General features: G+C 40.8%; 26 protein-coding genes. 13 read left to right on the top strand and 13 right to left on the bottom strand.

Annotation, left to right across the window (positions count from 1 at the left end; all coding sequences use genetic code 11):
- The 3 genes from AC1F2U_RS30170 to AC1F2U_RS30180 form a co-directional block, all read left to right on the top strand.
- The coding region (locus AC1F2U_RS30170; RefSeq protein ID WP_480264476.1) for a transposase at nucleotides 1–637 on the top strand (637 nt) is incomplete at its 5' end.
- A gap of 49 nt (nucleotides 638–686) precedes the next feature.
- Complete coding sequence (locus tag AC1F2U_RS30175) at nucleotides 687–1,100, top strand: GNAT family acetyltransferase (RefSeq protein WP_480264477.1); 414 nt, start codon at nucleotides 687–689, stop codon at nucleotides 1,098–1,100.
- Between the two features lie 102 nt (nucleotides 1,101–1,202).
- Complete coding sequence (locus AC1F2U_RS30180; RefSeq protein WP_480264478.1) at nucleotides 1,203–1,613, top strand: VOC family protein; 411 nt, start codon at nucleotides 1,203–1,205, stop codon at nucleotides 1,611–1,613.
- 199 nt (nucleotides 1,614–1,812) lie between these two features.
- Here the strand turns inward: AC1F2U_RS30180 and AC1F2U_RS30185 are convergent, their stop codons facing one another.
- Nucleotides 1,813–2,298 carry a molybdenum cofactor biosynthesis protein MoaE gene (locus AC1F2U_RS30185; protein ID WP_194047461.1) on the bottom strand — a complete coding sequence of 162 codons (486 nt, stop codon included), beginning with the start codon at nucleotides 2,296–2,298 and terminating at the stop codon, nucleotides 1,813–1,815.
- 428 nt (nucleotides 2,299–2,726) lie between these two features.
- Between AC1F2U_RS30185 and AC1F2U_RS30190 the strand changes: the two genes are divergently transcribed.
- Nucleotides 2,727–3,764 carry a hypothetical protein gene (locus AC1F2U_RS30190; protein WP_480264479.1) on the top strand — a complete coding sequence of 346 codons (1,038 nt, stop codon included), beginning with the start codon at nucleotides 2,727–2,729 and terminating at the stop codon, nucleotides 3,762–3,764.
- Nucleotides 3,765–4,003: 239 nt separating this feature from the next.
- On the opposite strand, the gene AC1F2U_RS30195 is transcribed toward AC1F2U_RS30190, so the two are convergent.
- Complete coding sequence (locus tag AC1F2U_RS30195; RefSeq protein ID WP_335179998.1) at nucleotides 4,004–4,420, bottom strand: KTSC domain-containing protein; 417 nt, start codon at nucleotides 4,418–4,420, stop codon at nucleotides 4,004–4,006.
- 516 nt (nucleotides 4,421–4,936) lie between these two features.
- Here AC1F2U_RS30195 and AC1F2U_RS30200 point away from each other — a divergent pair.
- Both AC1F2U_RS30200 and AC1F2U_RS30205 read left to right on the top strand, forming a co-directional pair.
- Nucleotides 4,937–5,329, top strand: a complete 393-nt coding sequence (locus AC1F2U_RS30200) for a hypothetical protein (protein WP_480264480.1) — start codon at nucleotides 4,937–4,939, stop codon at nucleotides 5,327–5,329.
- A gap of 343 nt (nucleotides 5,330–5,672) precedes the next feature.
- Nucleotides 5,673–6,617, top strand: a complete 945-nt coding sequence (locus AC1F2U_RS30205; protein WP_480264481.1) for a tetratricopeptide repeat protein — start codon at nucleotides 5,673–5,675, stop codon at nucleotides 6,615–6,617.
- Nucleotides 6,618–6,657: 40 nt separating this feature from the next.
- Here AC1F2U_RS30205 and AC1F2U_RS30210 read toward each other — a convergent pair whose 3' ends face one another.
- The 5 genes from AC1F2U_RS30210 to AC1F2U_RS30230 all read right to left on the bottom strand — a co-directional run bounded on the left by AC1F2U_RS30210 (nucleotide 6,658) and on the right by AC1F2U_RS30230 (nucleotide 9,593).
- The gene (locus AC1F2U_RS30210; RefSeq protein WP_480264482.1) at nucleotides 6,658–7,233 is read right to left on the bottom strand and encodes a DUF411 domain-containing protein; all 576 of its coding nucleotides are present in this window, start codon (nucleotides 7,231–7,233) and stop codon (nucleotides 6,658–6,660) included.
- Between the two features lie 302 nt (nucleotides 7,234–7,535).
- A complete protein-coding gene (locus AC1F2U_RS30215) occupies nucleotides 7,536–8,087 on the bottom strand; it encodes a hypothetical protein (protein ID WP_480264483.1) in 552 nt (183 codons plus the stop codon).
- 55 nt (nucleotides 8,088–8,142) lie between these two features.
- Nucleotides 8,143–8,346: a ChaB family protein gene (locus AC1F2U_RS30220; RefSeq protein ID WP_480264484.1), complete on the bottom strand. Its 204-nt coding sequence runs from the start codon at nucleotides 8,344–8,346 to the stop codon at nucleotides 8,143–8,145.
- A gap of 35 nt (nucleotides 8,347–8,381) precedes the next feature.
- Nucleotides 8,382–8,969, bottom strand: a complete 588-nt coding sequence (locus tag AC1F2U_RS30225) for a thiamine pyrophosphate-dependent enzyme (RefSeq protein WP_480264485.1) — start codon at nucleotides 8,967–8,969, stop codon at nucleotides 8,382–8,384.
- Between the two features lie 162 nt (nucleotides 8,970–9,131).
- Nucleotides 9,132–9,593: a pyridoxamine 5'-phosphate oxidase family protein gene (locus AC1F2U_RS30230; protein ID WP_480264486.1), complete on the bottom strand. Its 462-nt coding sequence runs from the start codon at nucleotides 9,591–9,593 to the stop codon at nucleotides 9,132–9,134.
- A 640-nt stretch (nucleotides 9,594–10,233) separates the two neighbouring features.
- On the opposite strand from AC1F2U_RS30230, the gene AC1F2U_RS30235 reads away from it, so the two are divergent.
- The 6 genes from AC1F2U_RS30235 (at nucleotide 10,234) to AC1F2U_RS30260 (ending at nucleotide 15,749) form a co-directional block, all read left to right on the top strand.
- Nucleotides 10,234–10,476: a hypothetical protein gene (locus AC1F2U_RS30235; protein WP_480264487.1), complete on the top strand. Its 243-nt coding sequence runs from the start codon at nucleotides 10,234–10,236 to the stop codon at nucleotides 10,474–10,476.
- Between the two features lie 338 nt (nucleotides 10,477–10,814).
- Complete coding sequence (locus AC1F2U_RS30240; RefSeq protein WP_480264488.1) at nucleotides 10,815–11,030, top strand: bromodomain-containing protein; 216 nt, start codon at nucleotides 10,815–10,817, stop codon at nucleotides 11,028–11,030.
- Between the two features lie 59 nt (nucleotides 11,031–11,089).
- Entirely contained in the window at nucleotides 11,090–11,641 is a 552-nt protein-coding gene (locus tag AC1F2U_RS30245) for an alpha/beta hydrolase (protein ID WP_480264489.1), read from the top strand.
- Between the two features lie 184 nt (nucleotides 11,642–11,825).
- Complete coding sequence (locus AC1F2U_RS30250; protein WP_480264490.1) at nucleotides 11,826–12,398, top strand: HdeD family acid-resistance protein; 573 nt, start codon at nucleotides 11,826–11,828, stop codon at nucleotides 12,396–12,398.
- A 304-nt stretch (nucleotides 12,399–12,702) separates the two neighbouring features.
- Nucleotides 12,703–14,823, top strand: a complete 2,121-nt coding sequence (locus AC1F2U_RS30255; protein WP_480264491.1) for a glycoside hydrolase family 10-like protein — start codon at nucleotides 12,703–12,705, stop codon at nucleotides 14,821–14,823.
- 488 nt (nucleotides 14,824–15,311) lie between these two features.
- Entirely contained in the window at nucleotides 15,312–15,749 is a 438-nt protein-coding gene (locus tag AC1F2U_RS30260) for an NUDIX hydrolase (protein WP_480264492.1), read from the top strand.
- Nucleotides 15,750–15,848: 99 nt separating this feature from the next.
- On the opposite strand, the gene AC1F2U_RS30265 is transcribed toward AC1F2U_RS30260, so the two are convergent.
- A complete protein-coding gene (locus AC1F2U_RS30265) occupies nucleotides 15,849–16,640 on the bottom strand; it encodes a GH25 family lysozyme (RefSeq protein ID WP_480264493.1) in 792 nt (263 codons plus the stop codon).
- 100 nt (nucleotides 16,641–16,740) lie between these two features.
- On the bottom strand, nucleotides 16,741–17,382 hold the full coding sequence (locus AC1F2U_RS30270; protein WP_480264494.1) for a DUF4232 domain-containing protein: 642 nt from the start codon (nucleotides 17,380–17,382) through the stop codon (nucleotides 16,741–16,743).
- A 414-nt stretch (nucleotides 17,383–17,796) separates the two neighbouring features.
- Between AC1F2U_RS30270 and AC1F2U_RS30275 the strand changes: the two genes are divergently transcribed.
- Nucleotides 17,797–18,201 (top strand): hypothetical protein, encoded by a 405-nt coding sequence (locus AC1F2U_RS30275; protein ID WP_480264495.1) that lies wholly within the window; start codon nucleotides 17,797–17,799, stop codon nucleotides 18,199–18,201.
- A gap of 163 nt (nucleotides 18,202–18,364) precedes the next feature.
- On the opposite strand, the gene pip is transcribed toward AC1F2U_RS30275, so the two are convergent.
- From pip to AC1F2U_RS30295, 4 genes are all read right to left on the bottom strand, one after another.
- Nucleotides 18,365–19,303, bottom strand: coding sequence for a prolyl aminopeptidase (gene pip / locus AC1F2U_RS30280; protein ID WP_480264496.1), 939 nt, complete (start codon nucleotides 19,301–19,303; stop codon nucleotides 18,365–18,367).
- Nucleotides 19,304–19,413: 110 nt separating this feature from the next.
- Nucleotides 19,414–20,364, bottom strand: a complete 951-nt coding sequence (locus AC1F2U_RS30285) for an AAA family ATPase (RefSeq protein ID WP_480264497.1) — start codon at nucleotides 20,362–20,364, stop codon at nucleotides 19,414–19,416.
- A 110-nt stretch (nucleotides 20,365–20,474) separates the two neighbouring features.
- Nucleotides 20,475–21,569 carry a DUF4350 domain-containing protein gene (locus AC1F2U_RS30290; RefSeq protein WP_480264498.1) on the bottom strand — a complete coding sequence of 365 codons (1,095 nt, stop codon included), beginning with the start codon at nucleotides 21,567–21,569 and terminating at the stop codon, nucleotides 20,475–20,477.
- A 75-nt stretch (nucleotides 21,570–21,644) separates the two neighbouring features.
- Nucleotides 21,645–22,595 carry an O-linked N-acetylglucosamine transferase family protein gene (locus AC1F2U_RS30295; protein WP_480264499.1) on the bottom strand — a complete coding sequence of 317 codons (951 nt, stop codon included), beginning with the start codon at nucleotides 22,593–22,595 and terminating at the stop codon, nucleotides 21,645–21,647.
- Between the last annotated feature and the right edge of the window lie 101 nt (nucleotides 22,596–22,696).

The following is a 22,696-nucleotide window of genomic DNA, read 5'->3' on the forward strand; positions in this document are numbered from 1 at the left end:
AATTGTTGGAGATTGCGACAAATTAGTTACTTGGTATAAGCCAAAAACTTGCCCCAAAGGATTGGATAAAGATGAATTTAATGCTTTACCTCCTTCCATAACTGTGCGAGAGATTTACTATTATATTGTTATTTCTGGTTTTCGGACTCAACAAGTTAGCTTAATTACCACTCTTTTAGATGAAGCAACTTATTCTACTCTGGCAATTGTTGGGCTTTACGGCCAACGCTGGGATGTTGAACTAAATTTAAGACATCTCAAAACTACCTTGGGTATGGATATTTTGCGGTGTAAAAGCCCCTCAATGGTACGCAAAGAAATTTACGTTTTTTTGCTTGCTTATAATCTACTTCGTAGTTTGATGTGGGATGCCGGAACTACTTACACCACTCCTCCATTACGCCTATCGTTGCAAGGTACTCACCACCATTTAATTAACTTTATTCCCAAATTATTAACTACAACTTCAACAACACGTCTTAAAATTTATCGCACTCTACTCAAAGTTATTGCTCACAAGGCTGTTCCTGACCGTCCTGCTAGAAACGAACCACGAGTCCGTAAACGCCGCCCGAAAGCTTATCCCTTAATGACCAAACCCCGGCACGAATTACGAAAGCAGTTGCAAACTGCTTAATACACAAGCGTTTCGGCTTTTCTTAGTGCCATTCGATTTAGAGATGTAGATGAATATAAGACCATACAAACAATCTGATGCTCAATTAGTCAGTGCTTTGTGGGATGAGGTGTTTCCTAATAACCCGTCGCACAGCAGCCCAAAATTGGTAATCAGTCAGAAGCTTGCTGTACAGCCTGAGTTATTTTTCGTTACTGAGATGAACTCTGTAATTGTAGGCACTATCATGGCAGGATATGACGGGCATCGCGGTTGGCTATACACAGTTGCGGTCAGTCCTCAGTATCAACGGCAGGGTATTGGTAGCAAGCTAGTGCAGCACGCAGAGAAGGTATTGATAGCGATGGGATGCCTCAAAATCAATCTCCAAGTTCGTGTCTCCAACGCAGAAGTAGTTGAGTTTTATAGAAAACTTGGCTATCTCATTGAAGAACGCATCAGTATGGGCAAGCTTATCGTATAGATGTTTGGGGAGTCGGAACAGAAAAACTTTAGAAATACGCCAGTATTATGGCAAAAAGTGGTTGTAGCATTACCAAATTAAACCTAAATTAGGAAAAAATTTATGAAGCTTAATGCAGTTCATCATATTCAAGTTACCTATCCTCTGGAAGTGGAGGATGCAATGCTGTTTTTCTATAGTAAAGTTTTAGAATTGACTGAAATTCCCAGACCTGATGTCATCAAAATTGATTCAGGAGCATGGTACAAGTTGGGAGACATTGAACTGCACGTTAGTAGAGAGAAAAACGCCAATAACCAAGCATCTAGACGGCATTTTTGTTTCCAAGTCGATAACTTGAACGCCTTTGAAGAACACCTAAAAGAGCATGGAATAGAAATTATTCCCGATCGACGACCACTTCCAGGATGCGTGCGGTTTTTCCTCCGAGATCCCGGCGGGAATCGTATAGAGATTGCAGAGTTCGTTAAGAGTACTTTTGGACAGCGACAAACAATCGATTTTGTAGCCTGAAACCCTTACTGTAGAACCAATCGACACCAGTCAACGTTCGCGCAGCGTCTCGTAGAGAAGTTATAACGGTTTTCAAGGTTCTGGCGAGAGGTGTCGATGAGTTCAATACATTTGGAAAAAGAGCATAGGATCTTACCTGTGCTTGTCAAAATTTTATCAATCTGACTCCTGAATTCTGAATTCTGAATTCTTTTTCAAATCAACAATTTTCTCCTGATGTTTCACACGCACCAATACTCACCCAGGTGCTAGAACCGTCTTGCCAATGTTCTTTCTTCCATATAGGGGCATTGTGTTTGAGCGTATCAATAGCATATTGGCAAGCTTCAAACGCCTCACTCCGATGAGGAGAACCCACAGCTACTAAAACGCTGATTTCCCCAACTCGCAAACGTCCAACGCGATGATAAATCGCGACTCGATTCACATCAGACATAGATAAGCGAATATCAGCAGCAATTTGATAAAATATCCGCAACGCCATCGGTTCATAAGCTTGATACTCTAGAGCAATCACAGGTTTACCATCGGTTTGATTGCGAACCATGCCACTCATCACAACCACAGCACCATTGGCTGGATCGTCAGATTTGGCGTAGATTTCTTCCAGAGATAACGGTGCAAAGGTAATGGCAAAACTATCTTCGGCTCTTGGTTTAACAGCAGAGGTAAGTGTGGTTGTCATAACTGCGTTGATATTATATAGGCTTTTTCTATTGTCTCTGAAGAAAGCATTACTAGTCTATGTTGAGTGGCTAAGATGGATGGAGCAACAACCATTCGCACATTGCAAGATATACAGCATATTGCAGGTAAATGAGGTACAGTAACAATTTGGTGCATCAACTCAGAAAAGAAAAGCTTACTCTATCGACTTACGAGAAAAAATAGTTTTGGCTTACTCTCAAGGTGATACCTCGACCAAGATTAAGAATCAACGAAAGAATGAGTATTTCTCGCTTAGTTTAGTTTACAGAACTCAGAGGACTCGCTTAAACCTTTAGTAATAAGCATAGATTAATGAAATTAATTTAGACTCTGTTGATAATATACTCTTCTTGTTAACATGATGCGGCTACCCTGGCCTACCATCTCTACTACTATTGTTAAAATGTGATGCTTAAATTAAGTATTTTGTCACTCGGATTGGGATTTGCAGCTCATTGGTTTGCAGTTGCATTTGGGATCAATGCTACAACCATTCCCTATCTTGAAGAAATAATGAATACTGCCATCGCATTAAGCCTATACATCAATGTATTAAATATTGATAAAACTTTATTTAAAAGACATTTAGGATTAATTATCAGGATTTTAGTTCTTGGAGTCCCAATAAAAATTGTCTTACCGGGTTTTATTCTAGCTCTTCTTTCACCAAATCTAGCTCCTGTCGCCTACTTATGTGCAACAGTGATTGCTCAAATAGACCCAATTGCCTCAGCTAAATCTCTTGATACTAGCAATATTAGCAAAAAGTCGGAAACTATTTTAAGAGCTTGGACTAGTTTTGATGACCCAATTAGTATACTATTTGCTTTTTATATTTTTTTACCACTACTAGTCTCAACTAATTTTAGTTGGAGTCAATATTTTGTACGGATGGGTGCTGATATTGTTGGTTGTTTTACAGTTTATTACTTGAGCAAGTGGATAAAGACAATACGTCCTAATCTAAAAAACTTTTTAGAAATAATTGGTGTAATCATAATTATTGTTTATAGTGTTTTATCTGATTCATTTATTTTATCTGCATTTGCCGGACTCTTTCTTAGACCACCTGCATCAGATAAACTAGAAATAATGGTTTCTCCTATTTTTTATTTTAGTGTGATTGTTATTGGTTTATTGTCTACTAATCTAACCTTCGATTGGCTTTCTGGGGGAATCCTGGGATTTTCCACATTTTTCTTAGGACAAGTTATTGTCACCCTCCTGTTTTTAAAAGAGTCTATGGCAAACAAAGCAAGAGTTATGTTTGGTCATCAAAATGGCATGACTGCAATTTTGTTAACAGTTGCTATTGAAGTAGCAGGCTCAGAAAAAACAAGAAATTTGTTATCAGTTACATTACCTGCAATTATCTTAATTGCCCTATTCTACTTTCTGACTAATTATCTTTTAGATCGAACTTTACCACGCACTCAAATCTAGTATTTTGGTTAGACTTAAATTAACCGCAAATCGATAATAATTTATGTTTTTGTACACAACAAAGGAGCTTTCATAGTAATTATAAAAACTTCTCCCGTTTCAGAGAACCTAAATTACATCAGATTGCTGGTTTAGGAAATACAGTAACAGTAGTTTGTGAACCAGTTTTTTACAGCCTTTTTACCTAAACCTTATACAACGCAAGAATTCTTAAAAACCCTACATACAGTTATTAGTCACTAATCTGCACAATCTAGACGATCGCAGTCATATCTACCTTTAATCTCTTGATTGAAAAAGCTGCCAATCGAGTCCGAGGAATGTAAATCTTCCCAAGTATCCTCGTCTACGCCTAAGTACTGATAAACCGCTCCACTTTGAAACTCAACTTGCAAAATCTGTTCGTTGCGATCGTAGCCTACAGCCATCGCCATTGATGAGACAACTGGTAGCATGACAATTGGTTCTTCTTCAAAGGGTAATGCAGTCGTTTCGGCAATCGCCTCGTTCAGTTCTTGCAATCCTTCATAAGCTTGTATCGGTGCCGGAATTTCCAAAAACTCTAGTTCGTTGCCTCGGTCGAGCAACAACTGCAAATATCCATCAGAGTGAGCGATCGCTACTAAACTGCTCAAGTCTACCTTAGATAGCTTCATTTCTTTTGTACTCTCCTATTAGCATATTCGGGAGTGTTAAAGTTTTATGCAACATTTAAGTGTTTTTATAGTACGTTTATACTATAAAAGCACTTTGCCGTCAAGTTTTTTCTCCCAAGGGAAAATTTTAGGTGTGTAGAGACGCTTTAGCAAAGCAGCAGGAAGTGTTTTTCTCTGACATCCTGGGAAATACTCACAATTCAGCTTGAGAGAATGGGCGTGTTTGAGTCACCTGTTGCAGCAATCTCTGCTTTCTTAGGGGAACTCAAGAGGCGAATTGAAAAATTGTATAAATGTGCAACTCACCTCAGTTCAGTACTTGAAAATTTCAGCCAATCTTTTCTGTGTCTAGGCTTAACAAGTCTCTATTGCTCTTTGTGTCACTCGATTAGCTCACCCTTTTGGGTGAGCCATAGATCAACCGATCAGATGACCTGACTGAAGGAAGCTGAGATTAATAATAAAGAGGACTCTATTACTAAGGAACACCGATCGCATTTTACCTAAATATAACTTATGAAACTTATTAACTTAATAAATTCTGCACTGATTTTTGCTTCTATTACTTTTGTACCTGGAATTGCTGGCGCTCAAACAGCTACTACTAACAACAGTGAAACAATAGCTGTTAACTCTAATAATGTATCCACTAACTCGACTTCTGCGAATTACCTCCAGCCTTTGAATCTAGTTACTTTTGCTTATCAAGGAGGTCTACAACAACATGGTATTCCTAGCGGAGAAGCGCTAGTACTTAAAACTCTGAATAGAAATATTCTTGCGAAAGATTTGGTTAAAGCTGCTGTGAATGCAGATAAATTACCATCACAAGTTTTAAACGATCAAAATTATTTAAGTGCTGTTAATCTAGAACTCAACGTATTGCCAGATTATGCTGCTGCTGATTAATTTGGTTTTTCTTATATTGTTTAAGAAAGCTAAATTTTTCAGTATGATATATTCGTGTAATTATTAGCAAACAAATAAAAGCCTTTTATACATCGGGATGTTGCGTATAAGTAACATGGTGCAAAAAAGCCAAAATATATAACGAAAAGTAAAGTTGCTCAAAAAGCTCTTTCCTCCTGCCTCCTGCCTTGTCATAACGACAATTTTCAACACCGACCTACTTATAATCAAGTTTGATATTGAAGAGAATTTCTCGATTTTGACATAAGTTGCACTGATCCTGTGCTAAAGCCACAGAAAATTGTATAATCGACAGCTTATCGATCAAAAATTTCTATAGAGAATGGCAGAAGTAATAAGATCCGGGGGACTAAATAATATTGAGTCCATTGAGTATGAAGAGCGGTGCTTAGAAAAAGCTAGAGAAACAGGCGATCGCAATCGGGAAGTCATTTCTTTGGCAAGTTTGGGCAATGCTTACCAGTCACTAGGCGAGTACCACCTAGCAATTGAGTTTTATCAACAGTGGTTAGATATAGCTAAAGAAATAGGCGATCGCTTAGAAGAAGCCAAATCTTTATCTGGGTTGGGTAACGCTTACCAATCACTGGGCAAATATCAGCGAGCGATTGAATTTTATCACCAGTGGTTGAGTATTACCAGGAAAATAGGCGATCGCACTGGGGAAGGCATTTGCTTGGGAAGCTTGGGTAATACTTATGAATACCTGGGTAAGTACGAGCAAGCGATAGAGCTTTACCAACAATGGTTGAGTGTAACGAAGAAAATTGGCGACTGGACTGGGGAATGCATTTGCCTGGGAAGTTTGGGCAACACTTATGAATCGTTGGGATCTTACCAACTAGCTATTGAATTTTACCAACAATGGTTAGGGCTGGCGAAATTCATCAGCGATCGCAATGGTCAAAGCATGGCCTTGAGTGGATTGGGCAGTGCTTATAAGGCTTTAAGAAAATACCAAAGGGCGTTGGAGTTTTATCAGCATTCATTAGAGATCGGAAGGGATCTTAATGACCGAAATGGGGAAGCAAATGCCTGGTTTAATTTGGGTTTGGTGTTAGAAAAAATCAATCGAGAATCAGAAGCGATGGATGCCTTTTGCAATGCTCGTGAAATTTATCGCGCAATGGGACTCGATGCCAGCCTGCAAGATTGTAACCATGCCATTGAGTTTCTTTCTCAAAATGTTGCAAGCGCACCATCTACTTTCTGGTTGAGGAGATGGTTAAGTCATTTGTCCCAGTCGATCAAAACTGGTTCTAAATAAAGAGTGCTGAGTTTCGAGTTAAAAGACCCTTTTAATTCACTCAAAACTCACCAGGATACTTATTAAATACTGCAACTGAGTTCTTGCGATCGAAAGAAAGCACAGAAAACGGGTCTTTTCGATTCCCCATTTCCATCCCAGGAGTGCCTACAGGCATTTGAGGAACAGACAAACCAACAACATTTGGCTTTTCTTGAAGCAGACGTTTGATGTCGTCTGCTGGGACGTGTCCTTCAATAACATATCCATTAACAATTGCTGTGTGGCAAGATGACAAGTTATCCGGCACGTTGTACTTTTGTTTGACTGTTTCGATGTCAGGCGTAGAAAAATCTGTGATTTTAAAACCCTGTGTCTTTAAGTGCTCAATCCACCCGCCACAACAGTTACAATCGGGACTGTGATATACAGTGGCATTTAGTACTGTTGATTTTGATGGTGTCTGTTGCTCCTGGATGTGACTACTGCTAAAAACAGCTTGAGCATGACTCATCGGAGCAGTACTTCCCAAGATGCTCAACACCCCTAATGTTAGAACCACTATTTGCACAGTAGCAGACATCAAGATGGGAAGTAAGCATTTTTGCCAGCAATAAATCAATTGTTTGTGTGACATCTGATACTTCCTAAATACAACATTGCTTCCAAAACACTTTGCGTTTACTTTACGCCTCTTAGCGTTTAAAAAGACTACGAGTTTAGATAAAAGAGATATGAGTAAAATTAAATATGTGTTATCCATAACCCTTGTAGAAACATAGCAGTGCTATGTATTTACATTATCCTATAAAGCAAAAGCGATTCCTTATCCATCATAACTACAAGGTTTTTCTAAATAAAAAATACCTTAAAGGAGCGATCGCTTTTTTTAAGGCGATCGCTCCATGATTTATATTTTGATTCAGAAATACCTGCCATTTAGATTTGTTTGCCCATCTCTTTCCCTACAAGTTTGCTATTTTGTAAATAGTCTGTATAGCCTTGAATATTTTCTGGTTCAAATGGACTCAGTACGCGGGTAGCTTCGCGTATTAAATCCTCATTTCCGGTAACTACAATTAGGTATTTGCCAGCATTCAAACGGTTACGATACGCTAAAGCATCGCCACTGCCAACTGTTAAGCCGACTCCTCGACCGACTAAACCAGCGCCCAAGGCACCGGCTATAGCTCCTAATATCCCAGCAAGAAATTCATTGCCAAATCGAGTAACCTCGGGAAATATTTCAATTTGTGTGAGATAGTTGAAGGCATAACCTGCAACAAATCCAAAGGGTACAAGCCACCAAAAGAGCCGAGTTGATTGTTTGCGGGCTTGCTTCTCGGGATCGATTAGTCCAAATTCATCAGCACTTAGATAACCATCGCCCAAAATATTGACTCGTGAAGTTGGCAAGCCTGCTTTTTCCAAAGCAGAGTAGGCGGTTTCTGCTTGTATTCGATCTGGTAAAACTGCAACAAGGTAATTCATAAGACCTCGCGGAACTCCTTCCCTATCTAAAATCCAAAATCCCAAATGGTATGAACTATTCTGGCTTTTTGTGCCAATGCCCATCATCGCCTTTTTCGTAATCGCGCTTTACCGCACTCCAAGCAACACGAAAGGCACGTTCTTCTCCCCCATATTCTTCTTGAGCATTGTTAAATGCAGCCCGAAAAATTTCTTGGGCGTGCTTAGGTAAATGCTCTTTGACTGAATCAGGTAAGTCTGCAATCTGTTTGTAAGGCATAAAATACACCTCTGAATTAAATTCCAAATTTATACTTAAATCAGTTGTCGCACTCGATCTGAGAGGATTGTCAGAGCAATCTTCTCGCGGTTAGGTTCGCCTTTGGCAAGTGATTCGGCAAACTTAGTTGCTTGGTGTAGGGTAATTTTCGGAGGTAAAGGTGGTTCCAAAGAGTCAACGATCGCCTCTACAATTACTGGCCCTAGTGTCGCAAGTGCTCGATCCAAAATTTCACCGCATTCAGCCGGATCTTCAATCGTCATCCCCACACCACCACAAGCTTGGGCAAAGGCTGCAAAGTTGATTGATTCCAATTCACAGCCATACTCTGGATTGCCGAGAAACATCATTTGTTCCCACTTAATCTGCCCCAATGTGCCATTTTTGATAATCACTATCTTGATGGGCAAACGATATTTCACACAGGTGGCAAACTCTGCCATCAGCATTGAAAAACCGCGATCGCCCACAAAGGCAACACACTGGCGATCGGGGTAGGCTATCTGAGCGGCGATCGCTAAATTTTGCCTTAGTATTTTCAGAGCATCAATACCACTGACAAGTGTAGCGATCGGTAAACTCATGGCATCGCAGATGGCTTCTTGAGTGCTAATTTTTTTCAACAATTACACGTCTTAAAATAATTCGTCATTGAATTCTTAACTACGAATTACGAACTTGTACTGAGCTTGTCCTGAGTTTCGACTGCGCTCAACTACCGCGTAGTCGAAGTGCAGCCTCTCGTAGAGAAGGGCGTAGCCAAAGTATTACGAATCATTAATTACTTAGAGACGTGATGTTGTCAAAAAACTAATTGTTTGTGGTTTGAAACTCGATACACTATCCCAATAATCAACCTGGTTAATATTCACTTTTAGCAAAGCAATATCTGGTTCGTCTAGCCCTTTAGGAAACCAGGTTTGAAGTTCCGGCTTCCATAGCTCTCGCATTTTGTTGCGCTCTTTCACAAGTTGTGCTGTACCTGAGATAGAAACGTATCGCTGCTGTTCGGGTGATGAGAAACTAATATTCACCTGCTCATGGTGTTCAATTTCAGTCACCTTATGGGAACCAGCATAAGTAAAAAACCAGAGTATGCTCTCAGAGTTAATCTCACCACTCTTGGACATGGGGTAACTATGCAAGCTGCCATCATCATCGACTGTGGTAAACATACCATAATCAATATCCTTGATGAGTTCACGCAGTTTTTGAATCTGTTGATCCCGGTCTGTAGAAGTTGCCATTGTTTGTACTTTTTTCTGTATTTATCTATTTGTTTGTTGTCTGGGCTGCAATTTTTGATTACGACCAGATTTAATTTTGATAAAGTTATTTTTTAGTATTAACCTTTTTAGTTTAAATTGCGTGATCCTAAAGGTGTAATTATAATAAAACTATCTTTTTTAGTTATATCTATAGAGATATTTGTTGAGAATGACTATTCTGTGCATAGGGCCTTTTTAAGTATAGTCAGGTTAATTATGTGCTTATTTCTTTAGACATAAATTTGATAAATTTGGCACAAATTCAAACTGCCTCTGTAACTTTAGGGTGATGAAATCATAACTTAGCAGGCATACTACACGGCAATCGGTAACTGCTGACTTTCCAGTGGGAAATAACTATTTTGGGGCTGCCGCCTCCCTGATTTGCGGCAGCAGTGCAATGAGGAACATTTCTAGCTAGAGTCTAGAAACGAGGTTTTAAAATGGTTTTCGCTGAAATTTTGTAGTTTGATTTATTCTCGCCGATTTATTTACTCAGAAAGTATTTAAGTATTTTGAAAAAGTCAAATGCCATTTTGCTTGTGGAAAACACTGAAATGAATAACTAAACTGGTGTTTGAGAAAGCATTTAAGCCTTTTGCTTGCGGAAAACACCAAAATGAGAAAGCATTTAAGCCTTTTGCTTGCTGAAAACACCGAAATGAGAAAGCATTTAAGCTTTTTGCTTGCTGAAAACACCGAAATGAGAAAGCATTTAAGCCTTTTGCTTGCTGAAAACACCGAAATGAGAAAGCATTTAAGCCTTTTGAGAAAACAGTTAAGCCTTTTGAGAAAGCATTTCAGTATTTTGAGAAAGTATTTTAATCTTTTGATAAAGCAATTAGGTTTTTTGATAAAGTAATCAATAAATATACCTAACGATTAAAAATTACGGCTGTACATAGCTTGCTTCCCGTTCGCCCTTAGCGTTCCGTAGAGAAGGGTACAAAGCCGACGCTTAGATACCAGTAGCGATCGCATCTCGTGACAATAGTTATTACATTTGCGATCGCCACTAATGACTTGTTATTTACTTATTAAAGTATTAAAATTTACATAAACAAGTATTCTTACTCTAGTAAGTTAAATTTATACCTTCTGAATGAGCCTCTTCAACCCATAGCAGGAGTATCACTTTCCATTCAGCGTCTACTATAAACAACTAGGAAATCAAATTGCAGTATATCTGCCTTTTTAATTATGGACTGGAAGTACAGGTGGAAAAATGGTTATCGACCAAGCCGAGACGAAGCAGCAAAAAATCCTCATTTGTTAGATGAGAGCCAGTTCGAGACTGAACAAGACCGAAAGCTTGCTGAAGAAACTGCAAGGAAGCATTTGGGCGTACCTGCACCAACTTTAGACGCAGATCAATCAATTCTACCTCATGCAGCTTCGCCTAATGACAAAGTTTAATCCTAAGACATAGGCATTTTTTGCTTATGTCTGCTCCATACCATTATCAAGTTTAAAAAATGCAGATTTCGCAACTTTTCAATCGATTAAATAATAAGAAATTTACTAAGTTACTCACACAGACAGTAGCTTTAGGTGTAGGCGCTATTGTTCTATTCTCAACTACTAATGCTAATGCTGCCGAGCAAGTTGTTTTAAAATACGGTACTTTTCAGGGACAAGTATCTGTTGAAGAATTAAGTCAGTTTACAGAAACTGGCAAGACTACCCCAACATTAAGAGCTTATTTAGAGGCGGCGCAACAAGACCCCGCAATAGCTCGTAAGGCACTGAAAGCCCCAATCAAAGCTGATGCTGCTTTTTTAAATAGCTTACTAGCTAGTTGGGCAGGGCCAATTTTAGTTAACCAAATTGGTGAGGTAGTTCACCCTCCCGCAGGACAATTAGACCAGCAAGCGTTGCGAAGTGCTTTAAGTACATCTATTCAACAAAATGGTGAAGTTACATTACTTGGAGCCATTCAGAATTATCCAAATACTTCTGTTGAACTTGAAGGAGATCGTCTTATTTCTGTTTATGAACGTCTAAGCAATCTTGCAGAACTCTTATAAGAGTTACTTAGAGACAATGCAGTTGCGATCTGATGATTGATTTAGTATCTCAATAGTCGTAAATTTTAGTCACGATCGCAATGAAGTTAATACTGATGAGTCTATCTTAGGGTTCATACTGTGTTAATTAAAAATTCCCTAACCTAAATGTAGAGTTTAGTCTAAGAATAGGAAAGGGATTTTTATGACAACCGATGTTTCTAGAAATACTAACAAAAATGTGAATGGGTCACTGATAACAGGTGTTCTCTTGAGTATTTTAGGGGTTATTGCGATCGCAGCACCTAATTTCGCCACCATATTCGCCGAAACTTGGATTGCAGTCATTTTAATTTTCGCCGGATTTACAAAACTAGTTTATGCCACTCAAACCCGCCACCAAGGAGGTTTTATTTGGAAACTTCTATTGAGTGGACTCTATATTGCAACCGGCATTATGCTGTTTGTTTATCCTTTTACAGGTGTGCTCACACTAACTCTGTTGCTTGGCAGCTTTTTACTGGCTGAAGGTACATTCGAGTTAATTCTGGCATTCAAGTTGCGTCCACAAGAAAACTGGACGTGGATACTCGGTGATGGGATTATTACGCTGGTATTAGGCGCAATGATTTGGTTCCAGTGGCCCTTCAATGCACCCTGGCTTCTGGGTACACTAGTTGGTGTGAGCATTATTTTCACTGGCATTTCACGCGTGATGCTGGCGTTGAATACGCGTTCTACCTCGAATCCTACTAATGAAGCTGCAAATCCTACTTAGTAGATAAGAGTGGGGAGCAGGGGAGCAAGAAAGAAGTTACAGTCAGTTTTCTCCTCTGCACCTCGGTAACAGAGCGCAGCCTCTCGTAAAGGCGTGCTGCTCCTCTGCCTCTTGTGCCCCTCTCCCTCTTGTGCCCAATACCCCATTCCCAAACTTAAGTAGTCAAAGTTTAGAAGACGACATTGCAGCAGCGATGCCTACGGTGGTCACTGAGCGCAGCCGAAGTGCTGGCTATGCCTACGCCAACAAAATTGCTAAATTAACAAAGGAAATCAAAATCAAGGCCAGCTAGCTGCAATTAACAATGGTATCTATTGCTACTCCATTTTCGGATATTCAAAACCATTGGGCACGTTTATTTATTACAGCCTTAGCCCAACGCGGTATTGTCAGTGGGTTGCCTAATGGCACTTATCGCCCCGATAATTCACTTACCCGTGCTGAATTTGCCGCTATTATCGCTAACGCATTTGGGACAGTTTCCAAGAAGCGGCAGTATGTTCCCTTTGTTGATGTACCTACGAATTATTGGGCAGCAGCAGCCATTAAAACAGCTTACGAAAAAGCATTTATTAGCGGGTTCCCTGATAAAACTTTCCGTTCTGCTAACCGAATTACTAGAGTAGAAGTCTTGGTTTCTTTGGTAGCAGGCTTAGAAATTGCTACCAAGGTAAAACCTGACCTGCTTTCAAAACTTTCACAAATTTATCAGGATTCTGTTCAGATTCCTGAGTATGGTAGAAATCACGTAGCTATTGCCACCAGCGCTGGATTGGTGGTTAGTTTTCCAAATATTAAATTGCTCAATCCTAATCTCGCAGCCACCCGTGCAGATGTGGCAGTGATTATTTATCAAGCCTTGGTGTATTTAGGTCAGGCAGAAAAAATCGCCTCTAGTTACCTAGTACAGCCGCCAATATTAACGCCGACGCCAATACCAACTCCAACGCCAATTCCAACGCCAATTCCAATACCAACGCCAACGCCAACTCCAACGCCAATTCCAATTCCAACTCCAACGCCCACACCTATCGGCAGCGTTAGGGTAAATCATAGCCGGGAATTTCGGGGGGCATGGGTAGTATCTGTGTGGAATGGTGATTGGCCTTCCAAACCGGGACTTTCTGTTGCTCAACAAAAAGCAGAACTTACCGAGATTATTACTAAATTGCAAGCGCTAAACTTCAATGCCCTGATTTTTCAGGTGCGACCAGAGGGAGACGCTTTGTATGAATCTCGATTAGAGCCTTGGAGTGCTTGGATTACAGGAACTCAAGGGAAAGCACCGGAACCATTTTACGATCCTTTAGCATTTGCGATCGCAGAATGTCACAAGCGCAATATTGAACTCCATGCTTGGTTCAACCCTTACCGCGCTAGCACTTCCACCGACCCAGCAAAAACAGTCCGTCCCCACATTGCAGCTACCAATCCAGAAAGCGTTTATTTGTGGAAAACACAACGCTGGATGGACCCAGGACTAAAAATAGTTCAGGATAGGGCGTATAACGTAATTCTCGATGTAGTGAAGCGCTACGATGTTGATGGCATTCACCTAGATGATTATTTCTATCCATATCCCATCGAGGGACAACCTTTCCCCGATGATAAAACCTACGCTGCATATAAAGCAGCTGGTGGTACACTCAGCCTTGGCGACTGGCGACGGGATAATGTTAACAAAATGGTACAGCGCCTTTGGCAGGGAATTAAAACAACCAAACCCGACGTTAAATTTGGTATTAGTCCTTTTGGGATTTATCGCCCCGGACAACCGGCGGGTATTACTGGATTGGATGCTTACAACGTGCTGTATGCTGACTCAAAAAAATGGTTAGAAGAAGGCTGGATTGATTATATCGCTCCTCAACTTTACTGGCGCACAGACCAACCACAACAAAGTTATCCGGCGTTGCTAAAATGGTGGACACAAGTAAACACAAAACAAAGACACGTTTACACTGGTAATAATCTGACAGAACCAAGCAACAAGAGTCGGGAAAGTGATGAGATTGAAAAGCAGGTGAAAATTAGTCGTAGCCAAGCTGGACAGTTGTCACTGGGGAATATTTTCTTTAATCTCAGTGTTTTGACAGAAAATAGTCAGGGCATTGCTGATAAATTTCAAAGTCTGCTGTATAACAAACCCGCGCTACCGCCAACTTTGCCCTGGCAAGATACAACACCACCATCTCCACCCATTGGACTACAAGTCAATAACCGCAAACTGAGTTGGCAGCCTGGTGATAATCAGCCAGTTCGTTCCTGGACACTTTATCGGCTGAGTGGCGATACTTGGACAATTCAGCGAATTTTATCTGCTGGCACAACCTTTGCTACCGTCCAACAAGCGGGAAGCTATGCCGTGTGTGCAGTAGATAGATTAGCTAACGAGAGTGCGGGAACAGTTATTACAGTTAGTTGAACAAAAGTGCTGCCCAGATTCCTGATAACTTTTATAGAGACAACTGACGAATAGGGGTCTGACTCTTCAACATATAGCAGTTGCCAGGTAGATTAGGACATAATGACAAGCGTAAATCTCAGGAATAGCAAGGTTTTTACCTCCTGCCTCCTGCCTCCTGCCTCCTGCCTCCTGCCTCCTGCCTCCTGCCTCCTGCCTCCTGCCTCCTGCCTCCTGCCTCCTGCCTCCTGCCTCCTGCCTCCTGCCTCCTGCCTCCTGCCTCCTGCTATAAAACCAGTTTGATAATAGATGTAACTGCGGCATCAAAACCATCATTACCCGCGCAAACACTTACGCTGGAAGTTTTTTGAATAATTAACTCTTATAAGCAAAAAATAGTTTTAACCTTTTCATAACTTAAGATTAACCCAAATTTATCCGGTATCAGCTCTAGAATTTCTGAAGTAAACATTGTACAAAAAAGCTAGGACGTACAGGATGTAAATTACATGAGTCGAAAAGCCAGTAAAGTGTTTATACAGTCTGGGGTAATTCCTTACAGAGTAAACAATGGTAAAGTTGAAATCTTGCTAATTACAACTCGTGACTTTCAACACTGGGTGATTCCAAAAGGAGATATTCCTAACGGCATGAGTCCACCTGATTCCGCAGCCAAAGAGGCGTGGGAAGAAGCAGGGATAATTGGGCAAGTGGATGCAAATGAACTGGGAACTTACAAGTACCGCAAACAAGGCAAAATTTACTGCGTCAAGATGTATTTACTATCAGTTGATATGCTGAGTGAAGATTATCCAGAAGCAACTAAAAGAAAACGGCAGTGGGTAGAAGTGAATAAAGCTATTAGGCGGGTTAAGTTTAATTCACTCAAACGAATCCTTAAAGGTTTTTTCCAGGTCGAATCTCAATTTTGTTCATTACGATGTTAAGTAATAACTACAATCAATCCAACTATTATATACAACGTAAAATTAATTAAAGGTTTGGAGCCGTTGATCGCAAACCTTTGTTTATTCACACCTACTTACTTAAATCCATAGCAAAGCTATCCAAGTTTTTATACCGACAATTCCATCGGCTTGCAATTTTTTAGATGTTTGAAAACTAACAATTGCATTCTTAACTGACTCAGAAAAACGCCCATCGATAGCACCAGTATATAAACCAATATCTTTTAATTGCTGTTGTAATTGTTTTACTCTTAGCCCAGAATCTCCTAGCTGCAATCCATTAAATCTATTCAAATCGGCTCGACCACTAACACCAGTTACACCAGATATATCACCTTCATATTGATGGATTAAGTATTGTCCCTGCCAAGCACCAGGAATAGTTGGGTTCCTAGTTCCGTAGTGGGCAATCCATAAAGGATAACTAGCAAAATCAGATGGATTACCAAGTTCCGTCCAGAAACTAGGGAAGGTATAAATAATTGGTTTGATTGGTTTTTTTGTTTGTTGCAAAAGGGCTTTTTCCACCTCTGCTAACCACAACTTCGCTCCATTAATTACAGCTTGGCTACTTCCTTTATCAGTTACTTCTACATCCAGAACTGGTGGCAAGTCTCCCGGTTCTAATTTCCCCAACGTTTTTAAGAATTCCTTCGCTTGTTGAACCGGGTCAGATGTATGGGGGTGAAAGAAATGATAAGCACCCCGAATCAGACCAACAGCTTTCATGGTTTGCCAGTGATGAGCAAAAGCAGAATCTTTGATGCTTACTCCTTCTGTGGCTTTGACAAACGCAAAGGTTTTACCAGAGTTTTTTACTGCCGTCCAATCTACTCTGCCATCTTGATCGGCAACATCAATTCCTTCCATAAAATTTTTTAACCTTTTTGATTAGTACAATCCTGAACTATCAGAGGCTTTGATTAAATTTATGCTTTTTCTGGGTATTTGAGTAAATTACAGAAATTTACTAGGGTTGAGTGTTAACGGCTCGTACTGGAGTCACTCTAACTTTGCCTGTACAAGGCTTGATTTGTTCTGTAAGGGTAAAGTGCTCGTAAGCATTAGGAGGTGTGATTTGAATTTTACTAGACATTGGGCAGTTTTGATCTGGAGAACTAATGTGGTTGTAAGCTATCTGAAATGAGGCTTGTTTTCCAGGAGCTAGAGTTACTTGTTGTCGAGGTTGCTTACTCGAAAAGTAAGTATCCTTGGAGCGAATAACTTTAATCCCTTGCAAAGGTTGGTCTTTTGCATCAAGTAGTCCCAATCCCGGATAACCGTTGAGGGTGCAAGGAGATGAGCCGTTATTAGTGAAGGCGTAGGTAAGTGCAACATTCCCAACGCCAGCATCTTCAGAGACTCGACGCACTGACAATTGACTAGTTTCACAGCGTGTCAGATTCGTGGCAGTAGTGGCTTCGGGGGTAGAATGCTCTATAGGTTTTGCAGTCGGTGTAGCTGTTGAGTTCAACACAGCTTCTTTCGTCGGCTGTTCAGTGCTTGCTGGTAAGGCTTGCGGCTGTTTTGTAACAGAGGAAGAACCGACACAGCCAGTTGTCATCGCAGTTAGGAGCAACAACATACTGCTTTCCACAATTAGAATTCGCATATCTTCTTTTTTTGTAGTGAACTACTTACACTGATGCTTCATATACATTGTAAGTTTCCAAATTTACAATCGAAGCTAATTTGAAGGGAGCCAGTATCCGAAGTGAAGGTACTGCATAATTCAATACGCTTGGCTTTGTGAAAAATTGTAGCGACTTGTCTTGAATGTCAAGTGCGATGGCGTACCCCAGAGCAGGCATCGCACTTTGTACACACAAGTCTGAAATAGCTGATAAATCACGGTTTTACCCCACCCTAACCCTCCCCTTGTCAAGGGAAGGGAACTAAATTTTCTGTTTCCCCCCTTGATAAGGGGGGATTAAGGGGGATCAGAAGGACTTGTGTATACACTGTAGTTCTAAAGAAAGGGTTAGGGTAGGGTAAAAACCAGACTCGTAAACTACTTCAGACTTATGTGTACACCGTAGCTTACCAAGGGGGGACTACAGGGGGGTTAAAACGATCTCAATTTCTCAGGAATGATTTAGGGCTGCTATATAAGCAACAGATACCTCGAAGTCATGTTGAAGTACTTGAAAGTCGTTTTGAGGTACTCCAAAGTCGTGTTGAAGTACTCCAAAGTCGTTTTGAGGTACTCCAAAGTCGTTTTGAGGTACTCCAAAGTCGTGTTGAAGTACTCCAAAGTCGTTTTGAGGTACTCCGAAGTCGTGTTGAAGTACTCCAAAGTCGTTTTGAGGTACTCCAAAGTCGTTTTGAGGTACTCCGAAGTCGTTTTGAGGTACTCCGAAGTCGTGTTGGAGTACTTCAAACTTTGTCGCACCGCATAGAGTACACAGGTGCGGGCTACGCCTACGCTTGACTTTTAAAACAGTCGCTACACAGTTTAAGGTTTTTGGCGTTAACTGAACCTTATTGCTGCATAATCCCTTCGCATTTTGCTAAGGATTTCCTTGTCGTGAGTTTGTCTTACATCCACTCCTTTAGCAAACTCCCCCGTCCCACAGACTAAATATTCAACCGAATTAAATATTATCTGTTGCCTCAATCAAAGCACTACGAATTCCTGGTTCGCTCATCGAATGTCCGGCATCAGGAACCACTATAAATTCCGCTTCTGGCCAAACGCGATGTAATTCCCAAGCTGAGATCATTGGACAGACTACATCATAGCGTCCTTGAACAATTACAGCCGGAATATGGCGGATGCGGTCTATATTTAAGAGTAATTGATCTTCAGTTTCCAAAAATCCCTTATTCATAAAGTAATGGCATTCAATCCGAGCGAAAGCTGAAGCAAATTCACTCTCGCCAAACTTTTGCATGAGTTCTGGGTCGAAGAAAAGTCTACTGGTACTAGCTTCCCAAATTGACCAAGCACGCGCTGCTGTTAATTGAATTTCTAAATCTGGATCTGTTAACTGCTTGTAATATGCTGCGATCAGATCGTTACGTTCATCTATGGGAATTGGTTTGAGATATTCTTCCCAAGCATCAGGAAAAATATAGCTAGCACCCTCTTGGTAGAACCAGCGCAACTCTTTTTGTCTCAGCATGAAAATCCCACGGAGAATTAATCCCGCGCAGCGAGAGGGATGGGTTTGACTGTAGGCTAATGACAAAGTGCTACCCCAACTACCACCAAAAACCGCCCACTTTTCTATACCTAAATGTTGGCGCAGTTTTTCGATATCACTGACTAAATCCCAAGTGGTGTTTTCTCGTAATTCTGCATGGGGCGTACTTTGACCACAACCGCGCTGGTCAAACATCACTAACCGCCATTTTTCGGGGTGGAAATATTGCCGATAAAAAGCTGGACATCCACCACCAGGGCCCCCATGCAGCAAAACGATGGGTTGACCTTGCGGGTTTCCTGACTCTTCAAAATGAATGGTATGAAGTTCGGAAACCTGTAAACTACCTTCTAAGTAAGGCTCGATCGCTGGGTAAAGTTCTCGCATTTTGCATATTTTATCAGTAATGTTGTGATGGCGATCGCTATGTCTTGGTGAAACAACTCCCTTGTCCCAATTTTGGGAGAAAGGGGATTTACGTTAGAGGTTTAATTTTTTTACCTGGGAACTGGTACTTGATTAATTACCGACGCAATTACCGCATCCATTTGTAAACCATCCAGCATCGCTTCTGGTTTCAATATGAGACGATGACGTAGCAACGGTGATGCAACTGCTTTTACATCATCTGGCGTTACAAAATCCCTCCCCGCTAACCACGCTAGAGCTTGAGATGTCTGCAACCAAGCACCGGTAGCGCGGGGTGATGCACCCAAAGTTAAATCAGGATATTGACGCGATGTTCTCACCAACGCTAACAAATAATCAACGATCGCTTCTGATACTTTAACTTCTTTGACTGCTTGTCGTGCTTGCAAAATATCGGCTACTGTTGCGATTGGTTTCAAACGGCTAATATCTAAACGTCGTGCTGCAAAACCCGCCTGACGATTGAGTAACATTTGCTTTTCAGCAGCTTGATCTGGATAATCTACCACCAACTTAAATAAAAATCTGTCTAACTGCGCTTCTGGTAAAGGATAAGTACCCTCAAATTCTAGGGGGTTTTGGGTTGCAATTACCCAAAATAAATCTGGTAAAGGCAAACTTTCACCATCCAGTGTTACCTGCATCTCTTCCATTGCTTCTAGCAGCGCCGCTTGTGTCTTGGGCGGAGTACGGTTGATTTCATCTGCTAGCAATACTTCAGTAAATATTGGCCCTTTTTTCAAAGTGAAATTGCGGCTATTCAAGTCAAAAATATTTGTACCAGTAATATCTGAAGGTAAAACATCTGGTGTTAATTGAATCCGGCGAAAATCCCCTTGAATTAACTGCGCTAACACTTTTACGAGTAGAGTTTTCCCAGTTCCCGGTACTCCTTCTAAAATTACGTGCCCACCCGCTAGCAGTGCTACTAAGAGTTGCTGTATTAAGCTAGATTGTCCGACAATTACTTGATTAAGACCTTGACCTAGACGAATTAAGATAGGATGAGTTTCGCTCATATTTGTATTTATAAATTATTTACTTAGAAGTACTCAGGCACAGAGATATTATGCACAATTCCAAAAAATTAATTACGAATTACGAACTTGTACTGAGCGTAGCCGAAGTATTACGAATTACGAATTTCCCTAATGCTTCGCCATTTCCCCAACCAGCTTAACAGGTCTCCTTCACTGATGGGTTGTTTGCGAGATTGTAGCTTTAAAACTGCATCTAGTTCTGCTGCACTTGCACCTGTTTTTTCCATCCAGAATTCGATCAAGGCTTGACGTTCTAAAAGTATTTGCCCTAACCCCAAGGCTTTTTGGAGTTGTAGTTGTTCTTGTTTACCCACCATTTCAACAACAAAGTCGGTGGTATCAGCTTTCTGCAACACCCCGGCTAAAGCTTGGATGTATGCTTCGCTATTATCTACAACTGGTGTATCTAAAGCTACTGGCTTGCCAAAGCGGCGATTCTGCGCCCAAACTAGCACTAATAGCAGGATACCTACCTGTATCAATATTGGAAGTAAAGGAGTTTTGGCAAAAAAGCTAGATAAATCTCCTTCGCTTTCTTTCTTCCTGATATCGGCATCTTTATAGCCGTGGATGTATTCATCGACAAAGACTGTGTTACTTTTTTCAGTAACCAAACTAGCTAAATACTTGAAATTACTTAAATAATCTTGGTAGGCATTGGCAGCTAAATAAGGAGTGGTAGAAAAAATCACCTTTCCTTTTTTGTAATTTTCTTTCCAGACAACAGCACCAAAGCGATCGCCTAAATTAACTTGCTGGGAGTTAGCTTTTTTATATCGTCTACGTGTATCAATTTTAATATCACCTTCAGGAGATTTTTGCATAGTGCTAAACTCCGCTTCTGTAACCCGCGCCTTCGCACCCAAAATTACCAAAGTATTCCCTTTTTCTACCCATTCCCGCTCTTGACTATCCAGTGTGGTTTCTCTGGGATAGCCGCCTACTTGGAGCAAGGTAATTGGGCTGTTCTCTGGCTGAATATCACTAAAAGGCTTTTGCCAACGCTTGATAGAAATTCCCTGTTGTTGCATAAAAGCGTACCAAGCACCATAGCCATCAGAGTTACGGTTATAGGTAGAGCCAGTGTTAATTTTAGTATTATTGGGAGCCGCGAACAAACTCAGTAAAACGATCGCAGCGAGTGCGATCGCTCCCATCCAAGCAAGGCGATTTGGACGTTTCATTTTCGACTTTCATAGCCTTTGAATATCACTGTTAATACTTACTTATTTTTCAGTTAAAGTCAAAATATACTTTCTTTAACTTCTTGCAGCGATCGCCTGTTTGATGAATGCTTCTAAATTTTGGGTAGCAGTGGGATTGTCAAACAGAACCTTGCTTGAGAGTTTTAGGGCTTCACGAACTGAGTATCGCCAATCAATATCTCTGGCTAATCGCACTGCAATCTGAATATATTGCGAGGTATCATCTGCAATTGTCTGTGTTACAGCGATCGCTTGCAAAAAACCATAGGAATGACGCCCCCGCATAAACTCACCAGGACAAGTGACGATTGGTAAATGACAGGCGATCGCATCCAGTGTTGTGTTACCACCCGCCCAGTCAAAGGTATCTAAATAAATGTCTGCCAAAGAAAGCAAGTCAAAATAATCATCACGCGGTAGAACAGGAGAGAATACACAATAGTCAAGACTATCTAACCCGACAGCCGCAAATGCCCGTTTCAGACGTTCTTGAGAAATCCCAGAGCGAAGAAACATAAACTGAGCATTGGGAACTTGACGGGCAATTTCTGCATAAACGTAATCGTACTGCGGTAGATATTTATAAGCAGCTTGACTAGAGATGTAGACGATAGCATCTTCTCGTAATCCAAAAAATAATCGGTTGCGCTTAACTGAGTCAACTTCGATCGTAGGATAGGAAATCCCAACACCAGGCAAACGTATAAGGCTTTCGGTGTAGTGATATTGGCCATTCACAGGCTCCATCAGTTCGCTAGATAAAAAATAGTCAATGGTGGGTAATCCAGAAGTTACAGGTTGCCCCCAAGCCATACATTGAATCGGCGCTAAACGGAGTCCAGCAATGCATAGTATATCTTGTCTAGCTGGATGTGTGAAAAGAGTTCTGAGAACATTCGTCAAGTCTTCTGCGTTAGCGAAGCTCGCCGAAGGCATCGCAGTTTCTAAATTAGACCAGTCAGGAAAAATAATCAAATTAATATTTCTTAATTCATTAATTAACATAGCGTTGCAATTACTAATGATACGCTCGTCTATTAAACTCGAAAAATCCTAAAAAGCCTTCAGTTTCTCCTGCGACTCAAAAAATTTTTGTACTGAATTTT

Source organism: Nostoc sp. LEGE 12454, assembly GCF_056620565.1.